Annotated in this window: 23 protein-coding genes; 21 read left to right on the forward strand and 2 right to left on the reverse strand. The window is 36.8% G+C overall.

Features of this window, described 5'->3' with window-relative positions:
• The first annotated feature begins 47 nt into the window (after positions 1-47).
• Positions 48-1,262 (forward strand): aspartate kinase, encoded by a 1,215-nt coding sequence (locus AC3II9_RS15525; RefSeq protein ID WP_489156873.1) that lies wholly within the window; start codon positions 48-50, stop codon positions 1,260-1,262.
• 139 nt (positions 1,263-1,401) lie between these two features.
• Here the strand turns inward: AC3II9_RS15525 and AC3II9_RS15530 are convergent, their stop codons facing one another.
• A complete protein-coding gene (locus tag AC3II9_RS15530) occupies positions 1,402-1,818 on the reverse strand; it encodes a YslB family protein (protein ID WP_489156874.1) in 417 nt (138 codons plus the stop codon).
• 268 nt (positions 1,819-2,086) lie between these two features.
• Here AC3II9_RS15530 and AC3II9_RS15535 point away from each other — a divergent pair, with 268 nt between their 5' ends.
• The 11 genes from AC3II9_RS15535 (at position 2,087) to AC3II9_RS15585 (ending at position 10,045) form a co-directional block, all read left to right on the forward strand.
• A complete protein-coding gene (locus AC3II9_RS15535) occupies positions 2,087-2,704 on the forward strand; it encodes a succinate dehydrogenase cytochrome b558 subunit (protein ID WP_391369058.1) in 618 nt (205 codons plus the stop codon).
• A gap of 64 nt (positions 2,705-2,768) precedes the next feature.
• The gene (sdhA, locus tag AC3II9_RS15540) at positions 2,769-4,514 is read left to right on the forward strand and encodes a succinate dehydrogenase flavoprotein subunit (RefSeq protein WP_489156876.1); all 1,746 of its coding nucleotides are present in this window, start codon (positions 2,769-2,771) and stop codon (positions 4,512-4,514) included.
• Positions 4,515-4,531: 17 nt separating this feature from the next.
• Complete coding sequence (sdhB, locus tag AC3II9_RS15545; protein ID WP_391369064.1) at positions 4,532-5,305, forward strand: succinate dehydrogenase iron-sulfur subunit; 774 nt, start codon at positions 4,532-4,534, stop codon at positions 5,303-5,305.
• 392 nt (positions 5,306-5,697) lie between these two features.
• Complete coding sequence (locus AC3II9_RS15550) at positions 5,698-6,129, forward strand: acyl-CoA thioesterase (RefSeq protein WP_489156878.1); 432 nt, start codon at positions 5,698-5,700, stop codon at positions 6,127-6,129.
• A gap of 69 nt (positions 6,130-6,198) precedes the next feature.
• Positions 6,199-6,420, forward strand: a complete 222-nt coding sequence (locus AC3II9_RS15555) for a helix-turn-helix domain-containing protein (RefSeq protein ID WP_036156400.1) — start codon at positions 6,199-6,201, stop codon at positions 6,418-6,420.
• A gap of 74 nt (positions 6,421-6,494) precedes the next feature.
• A complete protein-coding gene (locus AC3II9_RS15560; protein ID WP_489156880.1) occupies positions 6,495-6,938 on the forward strand; it encodes a MarR family winged helix-turn-helix transcriptional regulator in 444 nt (147 codons plus the stop codon).
• 16 nt (positions 6,939-6,954) lie between these two features.
• Complete coding sequence (racE, locus tag AC3II9_RS15565; RefSeq protein ID WP_391369074.1) at positions 6,955-7,749, forward strand: glutamate racemase; 795 nt, start codon at positions 6,955-6,957, stop codon at positions 7,747-7,749.
• 127 nt (positions 7,750-7,876) lie between these two features.
• Entirely contained in the window at positions 7,877-8,638 is a 762-nt protein-coding gene (gene rph / locus AC3II9_RS15570; RefSeq protein ID WP_431027420.1) for a ribonuclease PH, read from the forward strand.
• Positions 8,635-9,228 carry an XTP/dITP diphosphatase gene (locus AC3II9_RS15575; protein ID WP_489156882.1) on the forward strand — a complete coding sequence of 198 codons (594 nt, stop codon included), beginning with the start codon at positions 8,635-8,637 and terminating at the stop codon, positions 9,226-9,228. The genes rph and AC3II9_RS15575 overlap by 4 nt, the downstream gene beginning before the upstream one ends.
• A gap of 20 nt (positions 9,229-9,248) precedes the next feature.
• On the forward strand, positions 9,249-9,752 hold the full coding sequence (locus AC3II9_RS15580; protein ID WP_489156884.1) for a metallophosphoesterase: 504 nt from the start codon (positions 9,249-9,251) through the stop codon (positions 9,750-9,752).
• Positions 9,753-9,898: 146 nt separating this feature from the next.
• Positions 9,899-10,045, forward strand: a complete 147-nt coding sequence (locus tag AC3II9_RS15585; RefSeq protein WP_391369084.1) for a DUF2639 domain-containing protein — start codon at positions 9,899-9,901, stop codon at positions 10,043-10,045.
• A 66-nt stretch (positions 10,046-10,111) separates the two neighbouring features.
• On the opposite strand, the gene AC3II9_RS15590 is transcribed toward AC3II9_RS15585, so the two are convergent.
• Complete coding sequence (locus AC3II9_RS15590; protein ID WP_489156886.1) at positions 10,112-10,750, reverse strand: hypothetical protein; 639 nt, start codon at positions 10,748-10,750, stop codon at positions 10,112-10,114.
• Positions 10,751-11,688: 938 nt separating this feature from the next.
• On the opposite strand from AC3II9_RS15590, the gene AC3II9_RS15595 reads away from it, so the two are divergent.
• The 9 genes from AC3II9_RS15595 to AC3II9_RS15635 all read left to right on the forward strand — a co-directional run bounded on the left by AC3II9_RS15595 (position 11,689) and on the right by AC3II9_RS15635 (position 22,631).
• Complete coding sequence (locus AC3II9_RS15595; protein ID WP_489156888.1) at positions 11,689-12,330, forward strand: hypothetical protein; 642 nt, start codon at positions 11,689-11,691, stop codon at positions 12,328-12,330.
• Positions 12,330-13,547 (forward strand): 7-cyano-7-deazaguanine synthase, encoded by a 1,218-nt coding sequence (locus tag AC3II9_RS15600; protein ID WP_489156890.1) that lies wholly within the window; start codon positions 12,330-12,332, stop codon positions 13,545-13,547. Before AC3II9_RS15595 ends, AC3II9_RS15600 begins: the two co-directional genes overlap by 1 nt.
• The gene (locus tag AC3II9_RS15605; RefSeq protein ID WP_489156892.1) at positions 13,516-14,244 is read left to right on the forward strand and encodes a TatD family hydrolase; all 729 of its coding nucleotides are present in this window, start codon (positions 13,516-13,518) and stop codon (positions 14,242-14,244) included. Before AC3II9_RS15600 ends, AC3II9_RS15605 begins: the two co-directional genes overlap by 32 nt.
• A gap of 56 nt (positions 14,245-14,300) precedes the next feature.
• Positions 14,301-15,578, forward strand: a complete 1,278-nt coding sequence (locus AC3II9_RS15610) for a hypothetical protein (protein WP_489156894.1) — start codon at positions 14,301-14,303, stop codon at positions 15,576-15,578.
• Positions 15,553-16,743 (forward strand): SIR2 family NAD-dependent protein deacylase, encoded by a 1,191-nt coding sequence (locus AC3II9_RS15615; protein WP_489156896.1) that lies wholly within the window; start codon positions 15,553-15,555, stop codon positions 16,741-16,743. Before AC3II9_RS15610 ends, AC3II9_RS15615 begins: the two co-directional genes overlap by 26 nt.
• A gap of 456 nt (positions 16,744-17,199) precedes the next feature.
• Positions 17,200-18,378 carry a glycerate kinase family protein gene (locus AC3II9_RS15620; protein WP_489156897.1) on the forward strand — a complete coding sequence of 393 codons (1,179 nt, stop codon included), beginning with the start codon at positions 17,200-17,202 and terminating at the stop codon, positions 18,376-18,378.
• Between the two features lie 16 nt (positions 18,379-18,394).
• Positions 18,395-19,822, forward strand: a complete 1,428-nt coding sequence (locus AC3II9_RS15625) for an SLC13 family permease (protein WP_489156899.1) — start codon at positions 18,395-18,397, stop codon at positions 19,820-19,822.
• A 647-nt stretch (positions 19,823-20,469) separates the two neighbouring features.
• Positions 20,470-21,171 (forward strand): response regulator transcription factor, encoded by a 702-nt coding sequence (locus tag AC3II9_RS15630; RefSeq protein ID WP_489156901.1) that lies wholly within the window; start codon positions 20,470-20,472, stop codon positions 21,169-21,171.
• A 20-nt stretch (positions 21,172-21,191) separates the two neighbouring features.
• Positions 21,192-22,631 carry a sensor histidine kinase gene (locus AC3II9_RS15635; RefSeq protein ID WP_489156903.1) on the forward strand — a complete coding sequence of 480 codons (1,440 nt, stop codon included), beginning with the start codon at positions 21,192-21,194 and terminating at the stop codon, positions 22,629-22,631.
• Positions 22,632-22,634: the final 3 nt, after the last annotated feature.

Below are 22,634 nucleotides of genomic sequence, written 5' to 3' on the forward strand. Positions count from 1 at the left end.
CATATTAGTGAAAAGCCGCCTTTTTGTATAAGAAAGGGTGTGGACAAATGAGCAGTATTGTCATGAAATTTGGTGGACCAGCTGTTGCAACGCCAGAGAAAATGCAAAAAATTGCAAGGCGGGCAATAGAAGAACAAGGGAAAGGATTACATGTGGTAATTGTCATTTCACCGATGGCAACTATTCGCCGGGAGTTGCAGGCATACGTATCAGAACTTTCAGATAATCCAACGAAACGTGAGCAGGATGTGTTATTAGCAGTAGGGGCACAAATAACGAGTGCGTTGTTATCCATTGCCATTGCCGAACAAGGTGGTAAAGCTGTATCACTTGCAGGATGGCAAACAGGAGTTGCAACGGATAGCTTACATAACAATGCACGTATTGAAGCAGTGAAGACTCAGCGCATTTACAAACATTTTGAGCAAGGGGAAATTGTCGTTATTGCGGGCTCTCAAGGTGTAGATAGCCATGAAAATATAACGACATTTGGCAAAGGTGGTTCAGAAACAACGGCTGTAGCGGTTGCCGCCGCAATTAATGCGGAACGTGTAGATATGTATACAACCGTAGATGGTATTTATACCGCTGACCCTCACATTGTGCCCAATGCCAAAAAATTAAAAGAGTTATCGTATGATGAAATGTTGGAATTAGCCAATTTAGGGGCAGTGATTATTCATCCACGAGCAGTAGAGCTAGCGAAAAAATATAACATACCAGTAGTTGTTCGCTCCAGTACAGTGAATGTGGAAGGGACATTGTTAAAGGAGGAAGTGGAGATGGAGAAAAATTTAGTTGTGCGCGGCATTGCCTATGAGTCAGACATTATTCGATTAACAGTTGGCTATGATTCATACGAGGAAGCATCATTAGCTGATATTTTTACCGTACTAGCGAACAATGGCATTAATGTCGATATTATTGTACAGGCAGTCATTGATAAGGTAAAACCAACAATCTCATTCTCGATTGAAAAAGACCAGTTTGCAGAAAGCTTACGCGTATTAGAATCTAGTAAGCTGTCACTTGGTTTTAGTTTTGCGGATTTTGAAGTAGGGTTAGCGAAAGTATCGATTGTTGGATCGGGTATGGTATCTCACCCAGGTGTAGCAGCTCGTATGTTTGCGCGACTGAGCAGAGAAGGAATTGAAGTAAAAATGGTCAGTACTTCTGAAATTAAAGTGTCAGTCGTTGTACCGCAAGAAGATATGATAAGGGCAGCCAATGCATTACACGAGGAATTTAATTTAACTATATAATAGAAGATAGCTACAAAATTGACGGAAAATTCCATCGTTTTGTAGCTGTTTTAATGATAAAATAGGGAGTTTCTTCTATATTAATATTACATCTATTTCCAATTAAATTTGATGCCTGTAGCATGTTCACTGATGTAAGTTATTTAATCGGTTCTTTTAAGTCCCATTTCAAATTAAAAGTCACAGTCCCGTGCTTGATATTTTTTTCCTCATAACATTCTGTTAAATAGCCGTTTAGTTTTTGTGTTTGCTCCGCTAAGAAACCAGCCTCGATTCGAAAACAACGCTCTTCAAATTTTAAAATATCTGCATCCCCGATTAGAAGAAATATGGCGAAATCTTTCCCTTCTTTTTCAAGCGATAATGCCCCCCAACCAGCTTGTTCAAAAAAGCTTGCTGCTTCTGCCATTGAAAAGAGGGGGAATTTCCGAGCGAGCTCTTTACCGGCCCAATAAAGAACCTCTTCTTCGTGTTTTCCTAAAACAGAACGCAATATATTATCGCGAATTAATTCGTAGCCGAAAGTTGGAATCGTTTTCATATTGCTATCATTCATTTCCAAAACCCCTATCTTAAATTTTCTTATTTTTTAGACTAATTATTAAGTGAATAAATTAATAATAGAAAAATTGTACTTAAGCCAGCTAAAATTAACTTTATTCGTATGTGCTAAATGATGCAGAGTGCCTTGACGCTTGTATGGGGAGGGAGTACAATGGACATGTCATAATATTGTACCATGATGAAATACGCAGTCAATGTGCTACTAATTACAAAGTGTTGACAATTGAGGCGTGTTTTAAGTACTAAGGGGGGTAACAATCTTGTCGAAAGATCGTGAGTTTTTATGGCGCCGGTTACACTCGCTACTTGGGGTTATTCCAGTAGGTTTGTTCTTGGTGTTCCACTTATCACTGAACTTCACTGCAGTTGGTGGTGAAGAAGCTTACAATAATGCTACAGGAGCTATGGAATTAGTTCCACACTCATTATTGTTATTAATGGAATGGGTGATTATTTATATCCCATTATTGTTCCATGCATTCTACGGAATCTACATTGCATTTACTGCAACGAATAACACAAAACGCTTTGGCACATTCCGTAACTGGGCGTTCCGTATTCAACGTATCACTGGTATTTTCTTAGTTATTTTCATTGCATGGCATATTTTCCAAACACGTGTTCAAAAGGCATTTGGAGCTGAAGTTAACTGGGATATGATGGCTGAAATCGCAGACAACCCTGCGATGTTAGTATTCTATATCGTAGGTATCTTGTCTGCTACATTCCACTTAGCAAACGGTTTATGGTCGTTCTTAGTAAGCTGGGGTATTACGCAATCTCCATCATCTCAAAAAGTGGTTACTTACATTTCAATGATTTTCTTCGTTCTTTTATCAATCATGGGTGTAGTAGCAATCGTATCATTTGCAATTTAGTAGCTGAACTAGAGAAAAGCTATATATTAAACTTTTAGCAATGTTAGAGGAGTGAGAATCAATCATGGCAAAGAGCAAAGTAATTGTTGTCGGTGGCGGTCTTGCAGGCTTGATGGCAACGATTAAAGCTGCTGAAATTGGCACTGAAGTTGAATTATTCTCATTAGTTCCGGTAAAACGCTCACACTCTGTATGTGCGCAGGGCGGAATTAATGGCGCAGTTAATACAAAAGGTGAAGGGGATTCTCCGTGGATCCACTTTGACGATACAGTGTATGGTGGGGACTTCTTAGCGAACCAACCACCAGTTAAGGGAATGTGTGATGCAGCTCCTGGTATTATCCACTTAATGGACCGTATGGGTGTTATGTTCAACCGTACGCCAGAAGGACTACTTGACTTCCGACGTTTCGGTGGTACATTAATGCACCGTACAGCATTCTCAGGTGCAACAACTGGTCAACAGTTATTATATGCACTAGATGAGCAAGCTCGTGCTCACGAAGTAGCAGGTTTAGTAACAAAGTATGAGCACTGGGAGTTCCTTGGTGCAGTACTTGATGATGAAGGCGTATGCCGTGGTATCGTAGCACAAGATTTAAGAACGGAAGAAATCCGTGCATTCCGTGGCGATGCAGTAATCATGGCTACTGGTGGTCCTGGTATTATCTTCGGTAAAACAACAAACTCTGTTATCAACACTGGTTCTGCAGCATCGATCGTGTACCAACAAGGTGCTTCTTATGCAAACGGTGAAATGATTCAAATTCACCCAACAGCGATTCCTGGTGACGACAAAAACCGTCTAATGTCAGAATCGGCTCGTGGTGAAGGTGGTCGTGTATGGACGTATAAAGATGGTAAGCCATGGTACTTCTTAGAAGAAAAGTACCCAGCTTATGGTAACTTAGTACCACGTGATATTGCAACACGTGAAATTTTCGACGTATGTGTAAACCAAAAGCTTGGTATCAACGGCGAAAACATGGTATACCTAGATCTTTCACACAAAGATCCGCATGAATTGGATATTAAACTTGGCGGTATTATCGAGATTTACGAAAAATTCGTAGGGGATGACCCACGTAAATTACCAATGAAAATCTTCCCAGCAGTTCACTACTCAATGGGTGGCTTATGGGTTGACTACGATCAAATGACAGAAATCCCAGGTCTATTTGCAGCTGGTGAATGTGATTACTCACAACACGGTGCAAACCGTCTTGGTGCGAACTCATTACTTTCAGCGATTTACGGTGGTATGGTTGCAGGACCTAACGCTGTTAAATATATCAAAGGCCTTAAAAAGCATGCAGAAGACTTACCAGAGTCAATTTTTGAAGCACGCGTAAAAGAAGAAACTGAGAAATGGGAAGCAATTCTTAAGATGGACGGAACAGAAAATGCTTACCTTCTACACAAAGAGCTTGGTGAGTGGATGACAGACAACATGACAGTAGTACGTCATAATGACCGTCTAGAAAAAACTTATGAAAAGCTTACTGAGTTACAACAACGTTGGGAAAATATCAATATCAACGATACTCAAAAATGGTCTAACCAAGGTGCTCACTTCACACGTCAGTTAAAGAATATGTTATACCTTGCTAAAGTTATGACAAAAGGTGCTTTACTACGTGACGAATCTCGTGGTGCGCATTACAAACCAGAGTTCCCAGAACGTGATGATGAGAACTTCTTAAAAACAACTATGGCTAAATTCGACCCAGCAACGGGCGAGCCAATCATTTCATATCAAGAGGTAGACGTTTCGTTAATTCCACCACGTAAACGTGACTACTCAGCGTAAGGGGAGGAGACTTAAACATGGAGACAGCTAACACTGGCAGAATGGTAGATGTTGAGATCCTTCGTCAAGATACTGAAAACGGTTCAACTCGATGGGAGAAATTCCGCGTACCTTACCGTCACGGTATGAACGTAATCTCAATTTTAATGGAGATCCAAAAGAACCCTGTCACTGCAGATGGTAAAAAGACAACGCCTGTAGCATGGGATATGAACTGTCTTGAAGAAGTTTGTGGTGCATGTTCAATGATTATTAACGGTCGTCCACAACAATCTTGTTCTGCATTAGTAGATAAATTAACTCAACCAATTCGTTTAGAACCAATGGCAACTTTCCCAATAGTACGTGACTTACAGGTTGACCGTAGCCGTATGTTCAACGCACTTAAGAAAGTAAAAGCATGGGTGCCAATCGATGGTACGTATGATTTAGGTGAAGGTCCACGTATGCCAGAGCGCAAACGTCAATGGGCTTATGAATTATCTAAATGTATGACTTGTGGTGTATGTATGGAAGCATGTCCGAACGTATCTGAAAAAGCTGATTTCATCGGCCCAGCACCATTATCACAAGTACGTTTATTCAATACGCATCCAACAGGAGCAATGAACAAAGACGAGCGCCTAGCTGCAATTATGGGCGACGGTGGTCTTGCGAACTGTGGTAACTCACAAAACTGTGTAGCGGCTTGTCCTAAAGGGATTCCTTTAACAACATCTATCGCTGCACTAAACCGTGCAGCAACAGTTCAAATGTTCAAGAACTTCTTCGGTTCTGACCACATGGTTTAATACACAAAAACTGCTTAGAGGACAACCTTCTAAGCAGTTTTTTGTTGTTGTACTAATTCCTATAGATACTTCAATTTATGCCTTGTAAGATAGGAGAGTGCTGTATGTTCTTGATTAAAAAGAATGAATTTAAAAGCACATGAAGTGAAGGGCGGTGACTCCAGCGGGAATCGCATGAGCTGAAGGCCCCGCAGGAGAGAGGTACGAACGACGAGGAGACTGAAGCCATGCCCGCGGAAAGCATCCGCCCGTAACGGAATGTGCGGTCAAGTACACGTTTGAGTGAAAAGCCAAATAAATAATATCATTTTTCTATTTTATTTCATGTTATAATGAATGGGTATTCATTCTTTGGGATGGGATGAAGGAACAGATAAAGGGGAGGGTTTATCATGAAAGCAAAATATATTGAAGATTTACAAACATGGGAAAGTGAATTTGAATTTTCGGTTGAAGTACAAGTGCGATTTTCTGAAACGGATATGTTTGGGCATGTGAATAACACTGTTGTGTTTACATATTTAGAATTCGCGCGTATTGAATATTTAAAGGCAATGGGTTTAATGGGGAAAGAAGGAGCTATTCCAGTCGTTGCGGATCTTCAATGTGACTACGTACGACAAATGTATTTCGATGAAAAAATTAAAGTATATGTAAAAATTGCACAGATCGGATCGAGTTCTGTAGACATTCATTACTTAGGAAAGAACGAAAAAGGCGAGATTGTATTTACTGGGCGAGGCACAATTGTTCAAATGAATGTGCAAACGGGCAAGGGTGTACCATTTACAGAAAAAGAAAAGCAATTATTGCTCGGGAAATAGTGAAAAAGCCCTCACCTCATGTCAATTCTAACATACTGTACAGGGAAGAGGATGGGAGGTTGTTGCTAAATGAGTAGCCAGCAGTCAGGTTTTTTACTTACAAAACGAGAACGTGAAATTTTCCAATTGCTGATTGAGGATTATTCCACGAAAGAGATTTCTGAGAAGCTACAAATTAGCGAGAAAACAGTGCGGAATCACATTTCTAATACAATTCAAAAACTAGGCGTTTCAAGCCGGACTCAAGCACTTGTTGAATTACTGCGACTACAAGAATTGTCTTTAAACTGAATGCACACTTGCTATTTCAGCAAAAACAATTCAAAATAGACGTATGAATGTATTTTGAGGAGTGAATGGGTCACATGAATGACAGCAGTAAACATAGCTTTGAATCAGTAGCTTCATTAGAAAAAGAATTACGTTATATTTCACACCTAATTAAGCAAAAAGGTCGTGAAATTTTAAGTAATTATACGATCACACCTCCGCAATTTGTGGCTTTGCAGTGGTTACATGAATTTGGGGATATGACAATTGGGGATTTATCGAATAAAATGTATTTAGCATTCAGTACGACGACAGATTTAGTTGATCGTATGGAGAAAAGTGAGCTAGTACAGCGTGTTCGAGATGAGCAAGATCGCCGAGTAGTACGCATTCATTTACTACCAGAAGGTGAGCGCATCATTCAGGAAGTAATTGAAAAACGTCAAAATTATTTGCGTGAGTTGCTAGAAAATTTCGAAGTAGCGGAAGCGCAAGAGTTACTGCAATTATTACAAAAATTACATTTACTAATGAAATAGGATTGAGGCGGTACATGTGAATGCCCCGATTGGTGTTATTGATTCAGGTGTTGGTGGCTTAACAGTAGCAAAAGCGATTATGGAGCTTTTGCCAAATGAAACAATTTATTATATTGGCGATACAGCGCGTTGTCCATACGGTCCTCGCTCAAAGCAGGAAGTCCGTACATTTACGTGGCAAATGGCAAAGGCGCTAGAAAAAATGAATATCAAAATGTTAGTGATTGCGTGTAACACAGCAACTGCTGTGGCACTAGAGAGCTTACAAAAAAATATGCCGTTTCCGGTACTCGGTGTTATTAACGCTGGTGCACGAGCGGCTATCAAAAAAACAAAGCGCAATGAAATCGTGGTTCTTGCAACAGAAGGGACTGTCAAAAGTGCAGCTTATGAGCAGGCCATCCATTCATTGAGCACAAAAGCGAAAGTAATCCCGCTTGCTTGTCCTACATTTGTCCCGCTTGTAGAAAGTGGAGAATATGAAGGGCAGTTCTCTTATGATTTAGTCAAAAATGGGTTAAAGCCATTAGAGGATGAGCGGTTTGATACGGTTATTTTAGGTTGTACACACTACCCAATTTTGCAAAAGCAAATTGAGGCAGCGGTTGGACCGGAAGTGCATGTATTATCTTCAGCAGAGGAAACAGCACGCGATGCAGAGGCGATCCTAGCTTTTAATCATAAGTTGCGTCAAGATACGTCTCCGCCAGAACATAAATTTTTTGTGTCAGGTTCGGTACCGATTTTCCGCTCTATCGTGGAACGCTGGTTAGAAAAAGAAAACCTAGATATCCAACGTATAAAATTTTAAATGAGACTCGGTCGATTCTTTTATCGACCGGGTTTTTTAGTTGCCCTTACTCGTTTTAGGATGAGTGCCTTTCGAACATTTCGAAATTATGTTAAGATAAGTGCGCTAATATACAAGGAGGTCTACTATGACAAGACATGATAACCGAGCTGTGAATGAGTTACGTCCAGTTCAAATTGAAAAAAATTATTTAATGCATCCAGAGGGTTCCGTATTGATTACAGTCGGAAATACGAAAGTCATCTGTACAGCGACAATTGAAGAAAAAGTACCAGGATTCTTGCGTGGTCAAGGCAAAGGCTGGATTACGGCTGAATATTCAATGCTCCCGAGAGCGACTGCACAACGTACACAACGCGAATCATCTCGTGGCAAAGTGAACGGACGCACAATGGAAATTCAACGTTTAATCGGTCGAGCATTACGCGCTGTTGTGGATTTAGAGGCATTAGGTGAAAAAACAGTATGGATTGATTGCGATGTCATTCAAGCAGACGGCGGCACACGTACAGCATCGATTACCGGTGCATTTGTAGCGATGACACAAGCGATTGCGAAATTGGGTGAAGAAAAGCCGTTTACAACATTCCCAGTTGTCGATTACCTTGCTGCGACAAGTGTAGGCATGATTGATGATATCGGTGCTGTACTAGATTTAAACTATGTAGAAGATGTGGATGCAGCAGTTGATATGAATATCGTTATGACAGGTGCTGGACGCTTTGTTGAATTACAAGGGACAGGGGAAGAAGCTACATTCTCACGTGCTGAACTGAACGAATTGCTCGCATTAGGTGAACAAGGAATTGCTCAATTAATCGAAATGCAAAAAGAAGCATTAGGTGAAGCCTCTGCCCTTGTAGGAGCAAAGGGGGAAAGCGCACAATGAAGCAAGTAGTCATAGCGACAAAAAATAAAGGGAAAGCAAAAGATTTTGAAGCGTTATTTAGTCCCCTAGGCTATGATGTTGTCACAATGTTTGATGTTGCACCGGATATGGAAATTGAAGAAACAGGTACAACATTTGAGGAAAATGCCGTGTTAAAAGCTGAGACACTTGCAAAGGCGTTACATACTATTGTGATAGCAGATGATTCAGGGCTTGCAGTAGACGCATTAAATGGCGCGCCAGGCGTTTATTCTGCGCGCTATGCTGGTGATCACGATGATGAGGCGAATATCGTAAAAGTGCTTGAAAACTTAGCTGGCGTGCCTGAAGAAAAGCGTACAGCGCGCTTTATGTGTGCTTTAGCGATTGCTGGTCCGGCATTAGAAACAACGACTGTTTTTGGTACTTGTGAAGGAATCATTTTAGAAGAGAAGCGTGGAACAAATGGTTTTGGCTATGATCCTATTTTCTTTGTGCCTGAACTAAATCGTTCAATGGCCGAACTAACACCAGAAGAGAAAGGGGCTATTTCCCACCGTGGGAATGCCATCCGCAAACTAGCAGACCTTTTACCAACTTTAGTAAAGTAAGTCAGAAGGGAGGTGTAGGGATGAAGTTATTAGTGATGAGTGATACACATGGGGATGCAGAAGTGATTAAGAAGGTTCGAGGCTATCAACCACAAGTAGACGCGGTTGTACATTGCGGCGATAGTGAGCTACCTTATGACCATGCTTATTTAGAAGATGTCGAGCGTGTGCGCGGTAATTGTGACCGAACAGACGACAGATATCCAAATGAAAAGGTGTTTGAATTAGGGGAAACAACTGTGTTTGTTACACATGGCCATCTCTTTAACGTGAAATCATCCATCCTTTCTTTAATGTATCGTGCGAAAGAAGTAGGAGCAAATATTTGCTGCTTCGGTCATTCGCATTTATTAGGTGCAGAAATGGTTGACGATATTTTATTTATTAACCCTGGTAGCTTACTAAAGCCACGGGGGCGCGCAGAAAAAAGTTATGTCATCGTAACAATCGTTGATGACAGTTACACGGTGCAATGCTTTACTGATGATAATGAATTATTAGAAACCATTCAATTTACACGATAATGTATGCTCCCTACAAAGCGTAGGGAGTTTTTTGTGCTGAAAAAAGTTGGAGTAAAGCGTAATGTAAATCATTCACCAGCATATGATAAATACGGAAAACGGCTTTGGTTTTGATGAGGCCATCAAAAGTAAAAGGGGACTGGGGAATGCACAAATACTCTAAAGGCTGGTATGTAAAGGAATTGCGCACAAATGGTGTGAAAAAGCATCCACAATTTAGAACCCATCTAGGACTTTTCAGGACTGCAGAGTTACGGAATTTATACTTTAAACTAGTAGCAAAGGACGAATGAAATGAAACAAAAAATAGGTTAGAAGCTTTTCGGAAATTTCTAACCTGTTTTCTTATGAATTCGTGTTTAAAGGTGAAAAAAGCAATAAAATTGTAAAACAATTGCTGATGCAATCATGTCAGACATGGCTAATGCTTCTGCCTCAATCTGATCAAATACAGCGACATCCTCTTTATAGTCTTTCTGTATCATACTAACGGCCTCTTGCTTTGTTAACTTAAGGTGTTCATAAAACATTTCTTGTAATGAGTCTTTACGTAAATAAGGATTAATACTAGTTAAAAATGCCACAATGTCATCTGCGTTCCGATACCATTCTTTTTCTTTTGTTTCAGCTGTAGCGGCATCTCCTTTATTTGCGGCAGTGACAAGTTCTGCAGCAATGACTAGATGCTCTTTAATCAGTTCTGAGTAGCGATCAGCGATTTTGTCTCCGTAGAATGGACGTAGACAATTACCCAGATCAGTTGCGTTACGCAAAAGACGTTCCTGTACAAAAGGTAAATCGGGTAGACCAAAGACAATACTAATAATAGTCATCCTCGTCCAATTCACATGCTCCATCCAAAGTAATCGATTCATCGCCATAAAATCAGCTTCTTTTTTGCTAATGCACCGGTAATCATTCCATGAAGGTGGCTGATTTAAAAAGTATCGAATAGGCGCAGTATAATAAGTGGATGGACCTTGATAGGCTGCACGCAATGAATTCGGGTAAGCCGTATTTTCATAAGGGTATATAACCTTTCCTCCTTAAATTTTATGTTGTGAAAATAAGCAGAATTATAGGTCTTCCCCTAGAATATTCAATAGGTGAGGGGAGTGTGAAATGATAAGGTAATCGCTATGTGTATTATAGGTATGATTGAATTATGTTGCAGTGAAACGAGGCAAACCTTCCCTACATAGTAAAATTCATGTTGACTTTTTGATGTGAAGCGCATATAATAAATATTGTCCTTCCTACTGGATTGAGTAGGGATTTAGACATGTCTCCATAGCTCAGCTGGATAGAGCAACGGCCTTTAAGTAATAGGAGCCTTTATATGGAAAAGTAACATATAAAGTGGACGACACCGTATCGGTAAACCCTTAACAGATGATGCTGATGGCAATACCGAGGAAACGAGATTAGTCGAAGAGCGGTTAGCAGGTAGATTAGTCGTTGCCTTTTAAAAGGTGAGAGGTTCCGTAGAGACTGAACGTGTCGCACCTGAAATGGTGAAGTTACAGTCCAGACCATCAAACAATGATTGCATTGGTAGTGAAAACTATAGTGGTAAGCTAAGCCGTCGGTCACAGGTTCGAATCCTGTTGGGGACGTATCAAGGTTCAGATAGAACAGGTTTGAACCAATTGAAAAGCGCTTCAAATCCTTATGTTATAAGGATTTGGGGCGTTTTTTCTGTTTTGGAGATTACGTTAGAAAAGGATAGAAAATGAAAAGTTTCTACACAAGAATGGGTTGCAGAAAGCGGTATTTTGTCATGTATTAAACATTAATTTAAAACAATGTAGTAACTTTTAGTTCTAGCTATGATAATAAAAAACTCTAGTGTGTTATTAGATAAAAGTGAATAATGAGATTGCAAATATGTTTTATTAGGGTAAAATTTACATAAAAAGTATTTGGAGGTGTTTTTATGGGGACTTCAAAAAGATCTATAAACGATAGCATTAAAAAAATCTTAAAAGATGTACCTTTTGATACCATTAATTCAAAGTCACCAGAAGTTAGTAAAAAAATTATTACTGAGAAACGTATTGCAAAAGAATTAGGTGATAACAGTGTGTTAGAAAGATGTATAGGAATTGTAGGTGGATACTTCCAAAAAATAAAATTTGAAGGATTTGAGGGTAATAGTTACGAAGAATTAAAGAGAGATAGTGTATCTACTGAAGAATTTATAAATACTATTATCGATGAAATTGATAGTGAAGAGTCAGTTTTACTTGATAAACATTTACTTGAGAAAAGTTTGAAAATGACTTTAACTGATTGTGTTATGAATGACGAGCTAGATGCTGAATATTTAGTTACTAAACTTTTACTGAATGTAGTGAAAAATATTTTAAGTACAGAACTTCACGATACGCTTAAAGATATCTATGGTGAAGTTGAATTTGAACAAATTGATAACATGATAGAGAACCTATCGAAAAAAATCGTACATCAGGAAGTCAATTCAAAAATTAAAGGATATATTTCTAAAGAAGTTTCATATGAAGAAATGATAGATGCAGTAGTTAAATCTACAGAGTCTGCTACTTTCGGTGAATTCTAATGGAAAACTTGACTTTAGAAAACCTACATTGTGATCTTCTAAAGGATTTTTCAATCGATTATGAAAATCAGCCGTCATTAATTATTTTAGATTTAGTGACAGTGATGGGAAGTGTATATTGTCTAGACGTAACTATAACTAAAAGAGCAACAGAACTTGTTATTGATATTCCTGTATTTAATAAGAGCTTATGGGATGCTTTAAAGGTTCAAATTGAACAATTGTTATATTGGGTATCTGAAGAACGATTTACAGTTTTATTCAAAGAAATGAAAAAAGATGATTTAGTATTACCTCCACAGCTTACATTGGCCTTAGATAGTGTAAATAATAGAGCTGTAACTTTATTTTCGGGAGGATTAGACTCCCTGACAGGTGCTTATTTTAATTTTAAACACGATATTGAAAGTGATTATTTAGGCTTTATTAATAAAAATGAAGAGGCAACAAAACAACGACTTTTGAAGAATTTTTATATGGGTAAAATTTCTCCGGTCCCAATAATTAAATTAATCGAAAAACCTATAGAAAAGAAAAATCATTATACTCAGGCAACTAGATCGTTATTATATTTTTCTTTAGCCGTTGCAAATGCATTTTATAATAAATCGAAAAATGTATATTTATATGAAAATGGTGTTCTATCATTAAATCCAAAATTATTCGGAAGGTTTACAACTAAAACTACGCACCCTAAAACAATCTACGAATTTAATAGAATTTTAGAGGCTTTTGATTTAGATATACGAATCGAACATCCGTTTTTATTCAGAACCAAAGCAGAGGCAATTGCCGACATGGATGATGACTTTAAAAGCGTTATTAAAGAGACTTTTACTTGTGGGGCAAGTAGATCTTCAAGTCTCAGAAATCATACAGGGCAATGTGGTGTGTGCATTCCATGTTTGCTAAGAAAAATCTCAATGGCAGCTTATGACAATGAACATTATGATTGTGAGTACTACATTGGCTATGAACTTGAAAATTTCCATCATCCGATTTATGAGCAAGAATATGTATCGAATTTAAATTACTTTGAAACGTATTCAAATTTAATAAAGGCGAATAAAATTTGGCCAGAGTTAAAGCTAAGGAATAGGTACTTTGAACAAGCCGATTATTTAAAGCAGACTTGGGAAATGCTTAATCGATTTACTTATGAATATGAAAGGTATAAAGAGAAATATGGCGCTTATAGACACTCACGTTCATATTGACTTTTATCCGAATCCTCTTGAAATAGCTCAGCAATATGAGTCTCGTAAAATATATACATTGTTTGTAACGAATTTACCGGAATTGTATAAGAAACATTATGAGCAATTTTCAAAGTATAAGTATATTAGGCTTTGTTTAGGATACCATCCACAAATTGTATTAGAGTACGATTTGAATAAGGATCTATTTAGAGAGTGTATTAAAACAACGAATTATATAGGAGAAGTGGGTTTAGATTTTTCATGGAAAGTGTCTCTTAAAGAAAAGCAACTACAAATAGAAGCTTTTAAATTTATAACATCGGAAGAATTTAATAGAGGAAGAATATATTCAATTCATAGCAGGGGAGCCGAGGATGAAGTTTTAGAAATCTTACAAGCTAATGGAGTTAAACATGCAATTTTTCATTGGTATACTGGGAAAATATCTACTCTGATTAAGGCGATTGAATTTGGCTATTACTTTTCTATGAATCCTAAAATGTTGTTGAGTAAAAGTGGGAAAAACATAATCTCTAAAGTACCAAAAGAAAAAATTTTATTTGAAACGGATGGTCCATTTGCAAGGATAAATAAAAAGTCGTTAACGCCTGTTGAAATAGCAGCTTCATATAAAGAGTTTGAGTTGGAGATATTAGATTTCGAGAAGAAAGTATTTAATAATTTTAGAAGACTACTTATTGAAAAAGACTTATAATGTGAAAATTTATTTTCAAAGATAGTAAGAGACTTCGCTAAATAAAGGAGAATTTTATGACATATAATATACCAGAGACAGAAAGTGTTAGACAGTTTATGGGTGAAAGGATTTTGGGAGAATATGTTGATGTAGGATGTTTTATAAACATTCTCGATGAATGTGGATATGATGCTAATGGTTCAAATTTATCTTTAGTAGATTTATATAAAGTAGTGCCTACGGAAATATATAATAAAGCTTTTTTTGAATGTGTATTTTATAATCATTTAAAAAATATATTTGTATATGACATTACAGTTGATAAGGATAAATTTATAGAAGGAATAATTGCTACCATTAAAGATATTAATGACAATACAAGTATGCCTTCTGCACTCAAACCATTTCTAAAAAGTGAAGGGTTTAATTTGCTTTCAATAATGGGTTCGCACAGTAAAATTGGTGATAAGATCGTAATGGCTTTAGATTACAAGGAAGATCCGGAAAAGCAAATTGATATAGTTAGAATTATTTTTTCTCAAGTAGCTCCAACTAAGACTGAAGGGAAAATAGCTCATAGTGTGTGTGGTGTAACTATAGACTTTAAAAATAATAAATGTACTATTGCGATAAAGAATAACACAGATCTTTCTAAAGGAACAGATATAGACTTAATTGAAAAGCTATCGATTACGTTATCTTCTTATAGAGAGTGGGTAATCTCGAAATTATCATTATTAGTAGATTTTAAAATTCATGATGTTGAGAACAAAAGAATGGGAATGTCTGTTTTATGTAAGGAATTAGACGAAAAATTATTATTAGAAGATAGAAGTTTTATTTCAGAAAAAATGAAGTCCAAAGTGGAAAATAATATAACTGAATATTTAGTCAGTTTGAATTCCGATAGAGCTAGAGTAAGTAATGATGAGAAGGAATCATTAATAAATACTACATTATCCTTATTAAATGGGGTTTATGTTAAACAAAAATATCAAGGTAATGAATTACAAAAGAAAGCGAAACAGCTAGGTTTAGAAGGATATCCTACTAAGATACAATATACAAGTTCTAAACTTGACAGAGGCGCTACACAATCTTCAGGTGTAAACGATCCAATTGCTAGTTCAGATATATATCATAGTTTATATAGTAACTTTGTGGATGCAAATTCATTAGAAAAATGGAGTATTGCTTGGTTTACAGATATTGATAAAGAAGATGAAACTGATTTGGATGTCATACAGACTACGATATATGTTAGATTAGGGTATATTCATATAATATTCCTTCCTAAACGACCTTTAAATGAGGAGATAATCAATTATGTTATTAGAAAAATTGGTTACTAAATTAAAAATAGAAGATAAAGAGTTAATAAAATATCTTGACCTTATAGGTAATAATAATAAATTTAGCTTAAAATTATTTAGTAAATTAGATCAAAAAGTTGCAGAAAGCATATTGTCTATATTGATTGCAGAAGATTATATTGAAAAAAATTTAACTTATTATTGCTTTTTGAATTCAGATGTAGTTTATTTAGCTGATTCAGAAACACAAACTTGTGAACTTTGTGATGGTATTATTAATACGAACCAGCATAAAATAAATCAAATATACATCAACAAAACTAAAAACATTTTAATAGAAATTGAAAAGTATAAAAAGAATAGTGTATTAAACATAATAGATGAACGGTATTTTGCAAATGTAAGTAAACTAAAAGAAAGTATAATAAATAAAAAAATAATCCCGTTTTTAGGTGCAGGGGTATCAATTCCTTTGGGATTACCTAACTGGCAAGGAATAATCAAAATTTGTGAAGACGGTTTGGAGGGAAGGGATAAAGAGGAATTCATTAAAAAATTAGATTCAGGAGATATTTTTAATGCAATAGAGATTCTATTAACGAAATCTACTACATACAATGATTCCATTGTAAGAAAAAAAATACAAGATTATATAAAAAACAATCTCAATATCTATGTAGACGAAAAAAAGCATAATATAAAAGATATAATAAAAATTAAGCCGGATTTTTTCATTACTACTAATTATGATGATGCCTTATCGAAAATGAATGATAATAATACTTATCCTTTAGTGATTGATGATATTGATGATGTGCAAAGTTTCTTAGATGCAAGGGAAGGTCAGGTTTTACATCTACATGGGCTATATCACAGAATGAAAACAATGATTATATCAAGAACAAATTACGATTCACTATATTCTGAAGATAAGATAAGGTTTTTAATGGCAAATTTAATATCCTATAAATTTTTATTTATTGGATTTTCTTTTGAGGATCAATATTTTAAAGATTTATTTTCAAGAATCAAAGATTATTTAGGTGGGGAACATTATATCATTTTGTTTGATGCATACGATAGAGATGTTCAGGAACTGAAAGATTTATATAATTTACAAGTTATATCACTTAAAGCTGAAAGTGATACAGGGCTTAATAAGATACAATCTTTAAAAAGATTATTAGAGTACTTAAATGAATAGTTAATGCCTAGAAATTAGGCTTTTCTAAGTAAGTATGTAAGAATACCCGCCGTCTCCCCCATTACGGTTATAAGTGTCATAATTAATAATACTCTAATTATGAATACCTATAATAATGGTGAAACTTGTATTTTAGAGGTTTCATGGTGTGGCTTTAACTTTATATAATCGGTCACTTTCTTCAATGCATAAATGTAGAATAAATATTCATGTATTTTTATTCTACACATTTTCTATATGCCTTAATTAAAAACTTAGTAATACCAAGGCTTCAGAAGAATGTGAAATTCCCTCCTAGGACGTACTAAAAGCATCTTTCATGACCATCGTCATAAAAGATGCTTTTTTATGTTCATAACGCCAATTTTTTCTAATCTTTTTCTAATGTAGCTCTAAGAGTCCGCTCATACTCTTCTTTTATAGTGAAAGTACTAAAAGGTTAGAGGAGTGCTAAAAATGAAAGTTGTAATTGTACCGTCAGGATTTAAAGAATGTATGGATGCTGAAGAGGTGGCTTTGGCGATGGAACGAGGCGTGAGGCGTGTTGATCCCTTAATGGAAGTGGATGTTATTCCGATGATTGATGGAGGAGAAGGGTTTGCGAAGACCATTGTGAATATAAAAGGTGGAACATTGATCGACAAAGAGGTTACTGGGCCAGTAAGTCAAAAAATTAAAAGCTCTTTTGGGATTTTCGAAGAGAATGGCAAACGAACAGCAGTGATTGAAATGGCAGCGGTTGCAGGCTTGAAGCTCGTGCCACAACATCAGCGAAACCCTTTGAAAACAACTACCTACGGGGTAGGGGAGTTGATCATTGCGGCACTTGATGCTGAGGTGGACAATATATTAATTGGCTGTGGAGACTCTGGAACATCCGATGGCGGAGCAGGAATGGCACAGGCATTAGGTGTTCAGTTTTTCGATATGCACCGTCAACTCGTTGTAGTCAACGGTGGAGAAGATCTGATGGAGGTTGCCACGATAAATACAGGAAATATAGATCCACGACTAAAAGAGGTTACGATAGAAGTAGCCTGCAATTGGACGAATGTTTTATGTGGGGAGAAAGGCGTTGCACATGTGTTTGGCCCACAAAAAGGAGCAACTCCAGAGCAGGTGGAACAATTGGCAACGGGATTAGAACATTATGCGACGTTAATTCAAGAAGCGGTCGGGCTGGATGTTTGTTTATTGCCCGGTAGTGGGGCATCAGGTGGGCTTGGCGCAGGACTAGTCGCATTTGCAGGGGCAAAATTATATCCAAGATTCGATATCATCATGAATTATATTAGTATAGAAGAAAAAATTTCAACAGCAGACATTGTATTCACAGCAGAAGGTAGTTTAGATTTTCAAACACCGAATGGTAAAATTCCATCAGAGGTAGCACGTATTGCTAAACAGAATCATGTTCCAGTTATTGCGATTACGGGTACAATTGGAAAAGGCGCGGCCGTTAACTACGACGCGGGAATTGATGCCTTTAGCAGTATTATTCAAAAACCAACTTCCTTAGAAAATGCGATGAAAAAAGCACCGATTTGGATAGAAGAAAGTACCGAGTCCGCTTTTAGGCAAGTTTCAATTGGCTTAGATATTGCAGCAAAAATGTATTATAAGGAAAGTGTGTAAAACAATGAGCACGAGGATGGAGAAATTAAAAGTACAACCTAAATGGATGAATCAATTTTCTAGAAAATCAAAAGCAATCATCGGTGTACATATCCTATTATTAATCGTAATCATATCAATCAATGACTTGGACTACTCAGCAAAAATATCGTTATTTGCGTTCTTATCTGCAATGATTTTATGGGTAACAACGAAAATTCCAGCCGGATATGTGGCGCTGTCACTCATCGTGTTTATTATCATTATGAAGGCAGAAGGACCAGAGCTGTTATACCATTCATTATCTGAGGAAGTTGTTTGGCTAATGGTAGGTTCTTTTATCATTGGTGAGGCCGTCAAGCAGTCTGGATTGGCTAGGCGTTTAACTCTCTCAATCTTACGGAAGTCTAATCGTAAAAATAATGTACTATTGAGCATGAGCACGGTATTATTTACATCGGCTTTTTTTGTCCCATCTACTTCTGGAAGAGCAGCTATAGCTATGCCGATTATCAATCAGCTCGGTCAGAAATTTTCAGCAAATGAAAAAAGTGTGCTTGCTATTTTAGCACCTGTGATTATTTTAATGAGTACCTCTGCGACATTAATCGGCGCAGGTTCGCATCTAATTGGCGTCAGTTTATTAGAAAGTACGGTCGGTGATTCGATCTCTTATATCCAATGGTTCGTCTGGGGAGCCCCATTCGCTATTGTCATTACGCTTATTTCTTATGCCGTCATAAAATGGATGTTATGGCCGAAAGATGGCATGAGACAAATAGAAAACATACAAACGGAAGAGCAAGCTATGCAGAATAAAAAAATGAATAGCGAAGAAAAAAAGACATTGGTGTTACTCATCATGTTGATCGTAGGTTGGATGACAGAAAGTATACATGGCTATGATATAGCATTTATCACGATGTTGGGTGCAATTATCGTCATGCTCCCACACTACGGAATTCTCAACTGGAAAACGGGCATGAAGTCCGTATCGTGGAATTTAATTGTATTTATTGCAGCAGCGACTGCTCTAGGAAGAGTGTTAGTAGATACAGGTGTCGTTGCGTGGATTGAAAAAGAGATGCTGAGTGTATTGCAGTTGTTTGTCCATGCACCGGAGTGGCTTATTGTTTTTATCATCTTGCTTGTAACGGTCACAAGCCATTTATATATTACATCACATACAACACGCGCCATTGTTTTTATCCCTAGTTTACTATTATTTAGCGAAACAATAGGGATTGACCCTACAACAGTTGTCTTTTTAAGCTTAATAGGCATGAACTATTGTGTGACCGTCCCTGTCAGCTCGAAAGCGTTGTTGCTTTTTTATGAAGAAGGAGAAATTTCGTATGACGCAAAAAAACTCATCAAAATTAGCACGCTATTAATGCCACTTTATATATTTGTCATGATGTTGTTCTATTTCACGTATTGGCATTGGACGGGGATGCAATTGTAAGGAGAATCACATAAATGATTGAAACCTCAGCCTATACGAAATAGATTGAGATCTGCTTTGTATTGCTTTTTGAATAATATTTTGCACCAGCAAAGTTCCTATGAAAGAAGTGTATTCGAATTATACTCGAATACGCTTCTTTTTGTTTTGAAAAAATATATAAGTTAAACATAGACTCAGGTGTGTTGATTATCAAAATATTTTCTGTATACAAGCATGTCTCTTTAGCAAAAAACGTAATCAAAAATGACTTGCCAGTTGATTGAAGCGGAATCGGCGAGACTCCTACGGGAATAGCAATAAAGGAACGAAGGCTAAAACCGTCACGTCCTGTGACAACGCCTTCGTGACCAACGTCGTGTTGGCCTGAAGACCCCGCAGGAAATTTATTTGCGACGAAAGCGCAGCGACAGGAGCACCGAGGGACGAGCGACGAGGAGGCTGAGGCCATGCCCGTGGAAAGCGAGCCGAATGGAGCGGAAATCAACGTTTCATAAGATTCCATTAACAATAAAAGGCACATCAACACACTTGAAAAATTACACCTTAAATTATTGGTTTTAATATAACAATTAAGGAAATAAAAGCATAAAAGTGTAGGTTATCTTATAATGTTATTTGGATGTTAAAGGAAAGGGTGGGTTTATTTGAGTAAAAAGATTTTAATTATTGAAGACGAAAAAGATATTGCAAACATAGTAAAAGACTATTTGATTGTGTATCAGTTGACACCAATTGTTGCAGGTACGGGGAAAGAGGCTACTCAGTTATTTAGAGAAGAAAATCCAGATTTCATTATTTTAGATTTAACGCTACCAGACTGTGACGGTATCGAATTATGTCGTCAATTACGTGAAAATAGTAATGTGCCCATTCTTATTTTAAGTGCTAGAAGTAGCGATACTGATAAAGTTTTAGGGCTAGGCTTTGGTGCAGATGATTACATGACCAAACCGTTCTCTTTAAGTGAACTTGTTGCACGAATTAATGCACATCTACGTAAACAAGATCGCTTGTTACAGCAGCAAGAAGACCAACATGACATTATTCAAGTGGACAAGATGAAAATCAATAAACTTGAATACACGTTTACACGAGATGAAGAAATGATTCAGTTATCCGGTAAAGAATTTGATTTATTATATTTTTTAATTAAACACCCTAATCAAGTATTTTCGAAACGTCAGTTATTAGATGCTATTTGGGGGTTCGAAGTATATGGCGATGAAAATACCATTACAGTTTATATGAGAAGGTTACGTGAAAAAATTGAAACAAATCCATCCAACCCAGTATATTTACAGACGGTATGGGGTGTAGGATATAAGTTCTGTACTAAACACAACTAAATGAGGAGCGATAAATATACATGTATTTAAAAGAATGGACAAAAAAGTGGATTTTAGTAACCATTTCTACATTCTTGATAATTATTGTCTGTTTCTTTTACATGATTGTCAATGATGCCAATAGAGAAGAACCTGAAACCGCTGTTGTCATTAATCAAATTCGCCTAACGATAAACGACTTATTAGTTTACATAGAACAACATTTTAATGAGCTAGAACAAAGTGTTGATATACAGCACGTACTTCAGGCAATGAGCATCGATAAAAAAGTAGATGTTTTAGTTGTACAACTTGATGGAAAAGTCCTTTATAACTCGTCCGGTGAGGAAATACCTGATTATATAAATAATAAGCTAGATCTTCATTATGATTTGTATACTGCCAAAAGGGAACCGAATCTATTTAAAATTTCTTTTCCCGTTGTTCATCCTGAAACTAATCATCAAGTGGGGAATGCGATCTTTACATTCGATTGGGATGTACTCTTCGCTAAAGAAGAGCAGAGTCCTTTTAATTTAGTGATACTATGTATGATTGGCTCCCTTTCAATCATATTATTGTCCTTATTTGTCCTTATTTTTTATAAAGTAAAAAAATCGGTATTAGTGCCGTTAAATCACTTGAAACATAGTGCGGAAGAAATTGTTAAAGGAAATTATGATAAAAAAAGTGACTTTCATACGTTAGATGAGATTGGCAATCTGTATGCAGTTTTTGAACAAATGCGAATAGAAATTTTAACGCTTGATCAACAACGTAATGAACAAGAACAAAATTATAAAAAGTTGGTTTCTAATATCTCTCATGATATTAAAACGCCTCTTACAACGATTAGAGCTTATTTAGATGCTGTGGCTGATGGTATTTATAATGATTCAGAAACTTTTAAGACATATGTTCAAACGATGCAAGCCAATACAGAAAAAATGTCGAGATTGCTAAATGATTTATTTGCTCATTCATTAAATGAGTTAGGCCATATTCCTGTCAATTTGAAAGAGCAGTATAGCAGCAAAATACTTACTAAAATTATTGAACCCCTAAATCACTATGTACAAACGAAAGGGGTTCAGTTTATAGCACCTACACATATACCTAATGTCCTTTTAAAAGTCGATGAGTATCGGTTGGAGCAAGTCATTTCAAATCTCATTTCAAATGCATTAAAACACACCTCATTTGAAGATGCCATTACGGTCTCTATTAAAGTGGATGAACAAATGCTGAAGATCGAAGTGATTGATACGGGACAAGGCATGTTGCCACAGGATATGCCCTTTATATTCGAGCGTTACTTCAGAGGTAGCCAACAAGTAGAGAGACCTCTTACTGAAAATGATGGGGCAGGTCTCGGATTATCCATTTGTAAACAGATTATGGAAGCACATAATGGGTCTATCTCATTCAAAAGTAGGCAGAATGAAGGGACAACTTTTACTCTCTCACTTCCGATTAGTTAAAAA

The sequence above is a fragment of the Lysinibacillus sp. RU7 genome (genome assembly GCF_057837305.1).

Bases quoted from the DNA above. Each gene is read 5' to 3' on its own strand.
- AC3II9_RS15555 (WP_036156400.1), top strand. From the start codon at position 6,199: ATGAGTAGCCAGCAGTCAGGTTTTTTACTTACAAAACGAGAACGTGAA.
- sdhB (WP_391369064.1), top strand. From the start codon at position 4,532: ATGGAGACAGCTAACACTGGCAGAATGGTAGATGTTGAGATCCTTCGT.
- AC3II9_RS15580 (WP_489156884.1), top strand. From the start codon at position 9,249: ATGAAGTTATTAGTGATGAGTGATACACATGGGGATGCAGAAGTGATT.
- AC3II9_RS15585 (WP_391369084.1), top strand. From the start codon at position 9,899: ATGCACAAATACTCTAAAGGCTGGTATGTAAAGGAATTGCGCACAAAT.
- AC3II9_RS15625 (WP_489156899.1), top strand. From the start codon at position 18,395: ATGGAGAAATTAAAAGTACAACCTAAATGGATGAATCAATTTTCTAGA.
- AC3II9_RS15635 (WP_489156903.1), top strand. From the start codon at position 21,192: ATGTATTTAAAAGAATGGACAAAAAAGTGGATTTTAGTAACCATTTCT.
- AC3II9_RS15600 (WP_489156890.1), top strand. From the start codon at position 12,330: ATGGAAAACTTGACTTTAGAAAACCTACATTGTGATCTTCTAAAGGAT.
- AC3II9_RS15610 (WP_489156894.1), top strand. From the start codon at position 14,301: ATGACATATAATATACCAGAGACAGAAAGTGTTAGACAGTTTATGGGT.
- rph (WP_431027420.1), top strand. From the start codon at position 7,877: ATGACAAGACATGATAACCGAGCTGTGAATGAGTTACGTCCAGTTCAA.
- AC3II9_RS15595 (WP_489156888.1), top strand. From the start codon at position 11,689: ATGGGGACTTCAAAAAGATCTATAAACGATAGCATTAAAAAAATCTTA.
- AC3II9_RS15620 (WP_489156897.1), top strand. From the start codon at position 17,200: ATGAAAGTTGTAATTGTACCGTCAGGATTTAAAGAATGTATGGATGCT.
- AC3II9_RS15530 (WP_489156874.1), bottom strand. From the start codon at position 1,818: ATGAATGATAGCAATATGAAAACGATTCCAACTTTCGGCTACGAATTA.
- AC3II9_RS15525 (WP_489156873.1), top strand. From the start codon at position 48: ATGAGCAGTATTGTCATGAAATTTGGTGGACCAGCTGTTGCAACGCCA.
- AC3II9_RS15550 (WP_489156878.1), top strand. From the start codon at position 5,698: ATGAAAGCAAAATATATTGAAGATTTACAAACATGGGAAAGTGAATTT.
- AC3II9_RS15560 (WP_489156880.1), top strand. From the start codon at position 6,495: ATGAATGACAGCAGTAAACATAGCTTTGAATCAGTAGCTTCATTAGAA.
- AC3II9_RS15615 (WP_489156896.1), top strand. From the start codon at position 15,553: ATGTTATTAGAAAAATTGGTTACTAAATTAAAAATAGAAGATAAAGAG.
- sdhA (WP_489156876.1), top strand. From the start codon at position 2,769: ATGGCAAAGAGCAAAGTAATTGTTGTCGGTGGCGGTCTTGCAGGCTTG.
- AC3II9_RS15575 (WP_489156882.1), top strand. From the start codon at position 8,635: ATGAAGCAAGTAGTCATAGCGACAAAAAATAAAGGGAAAGCAAAAGAT.
- AC3II9_RS15605 (WP_489156892.1), top strand. From the start codon at position 13,516: ATGGCGCTTATAGACACTCACGTTCATATTGACTTTTATCCGAATCCT.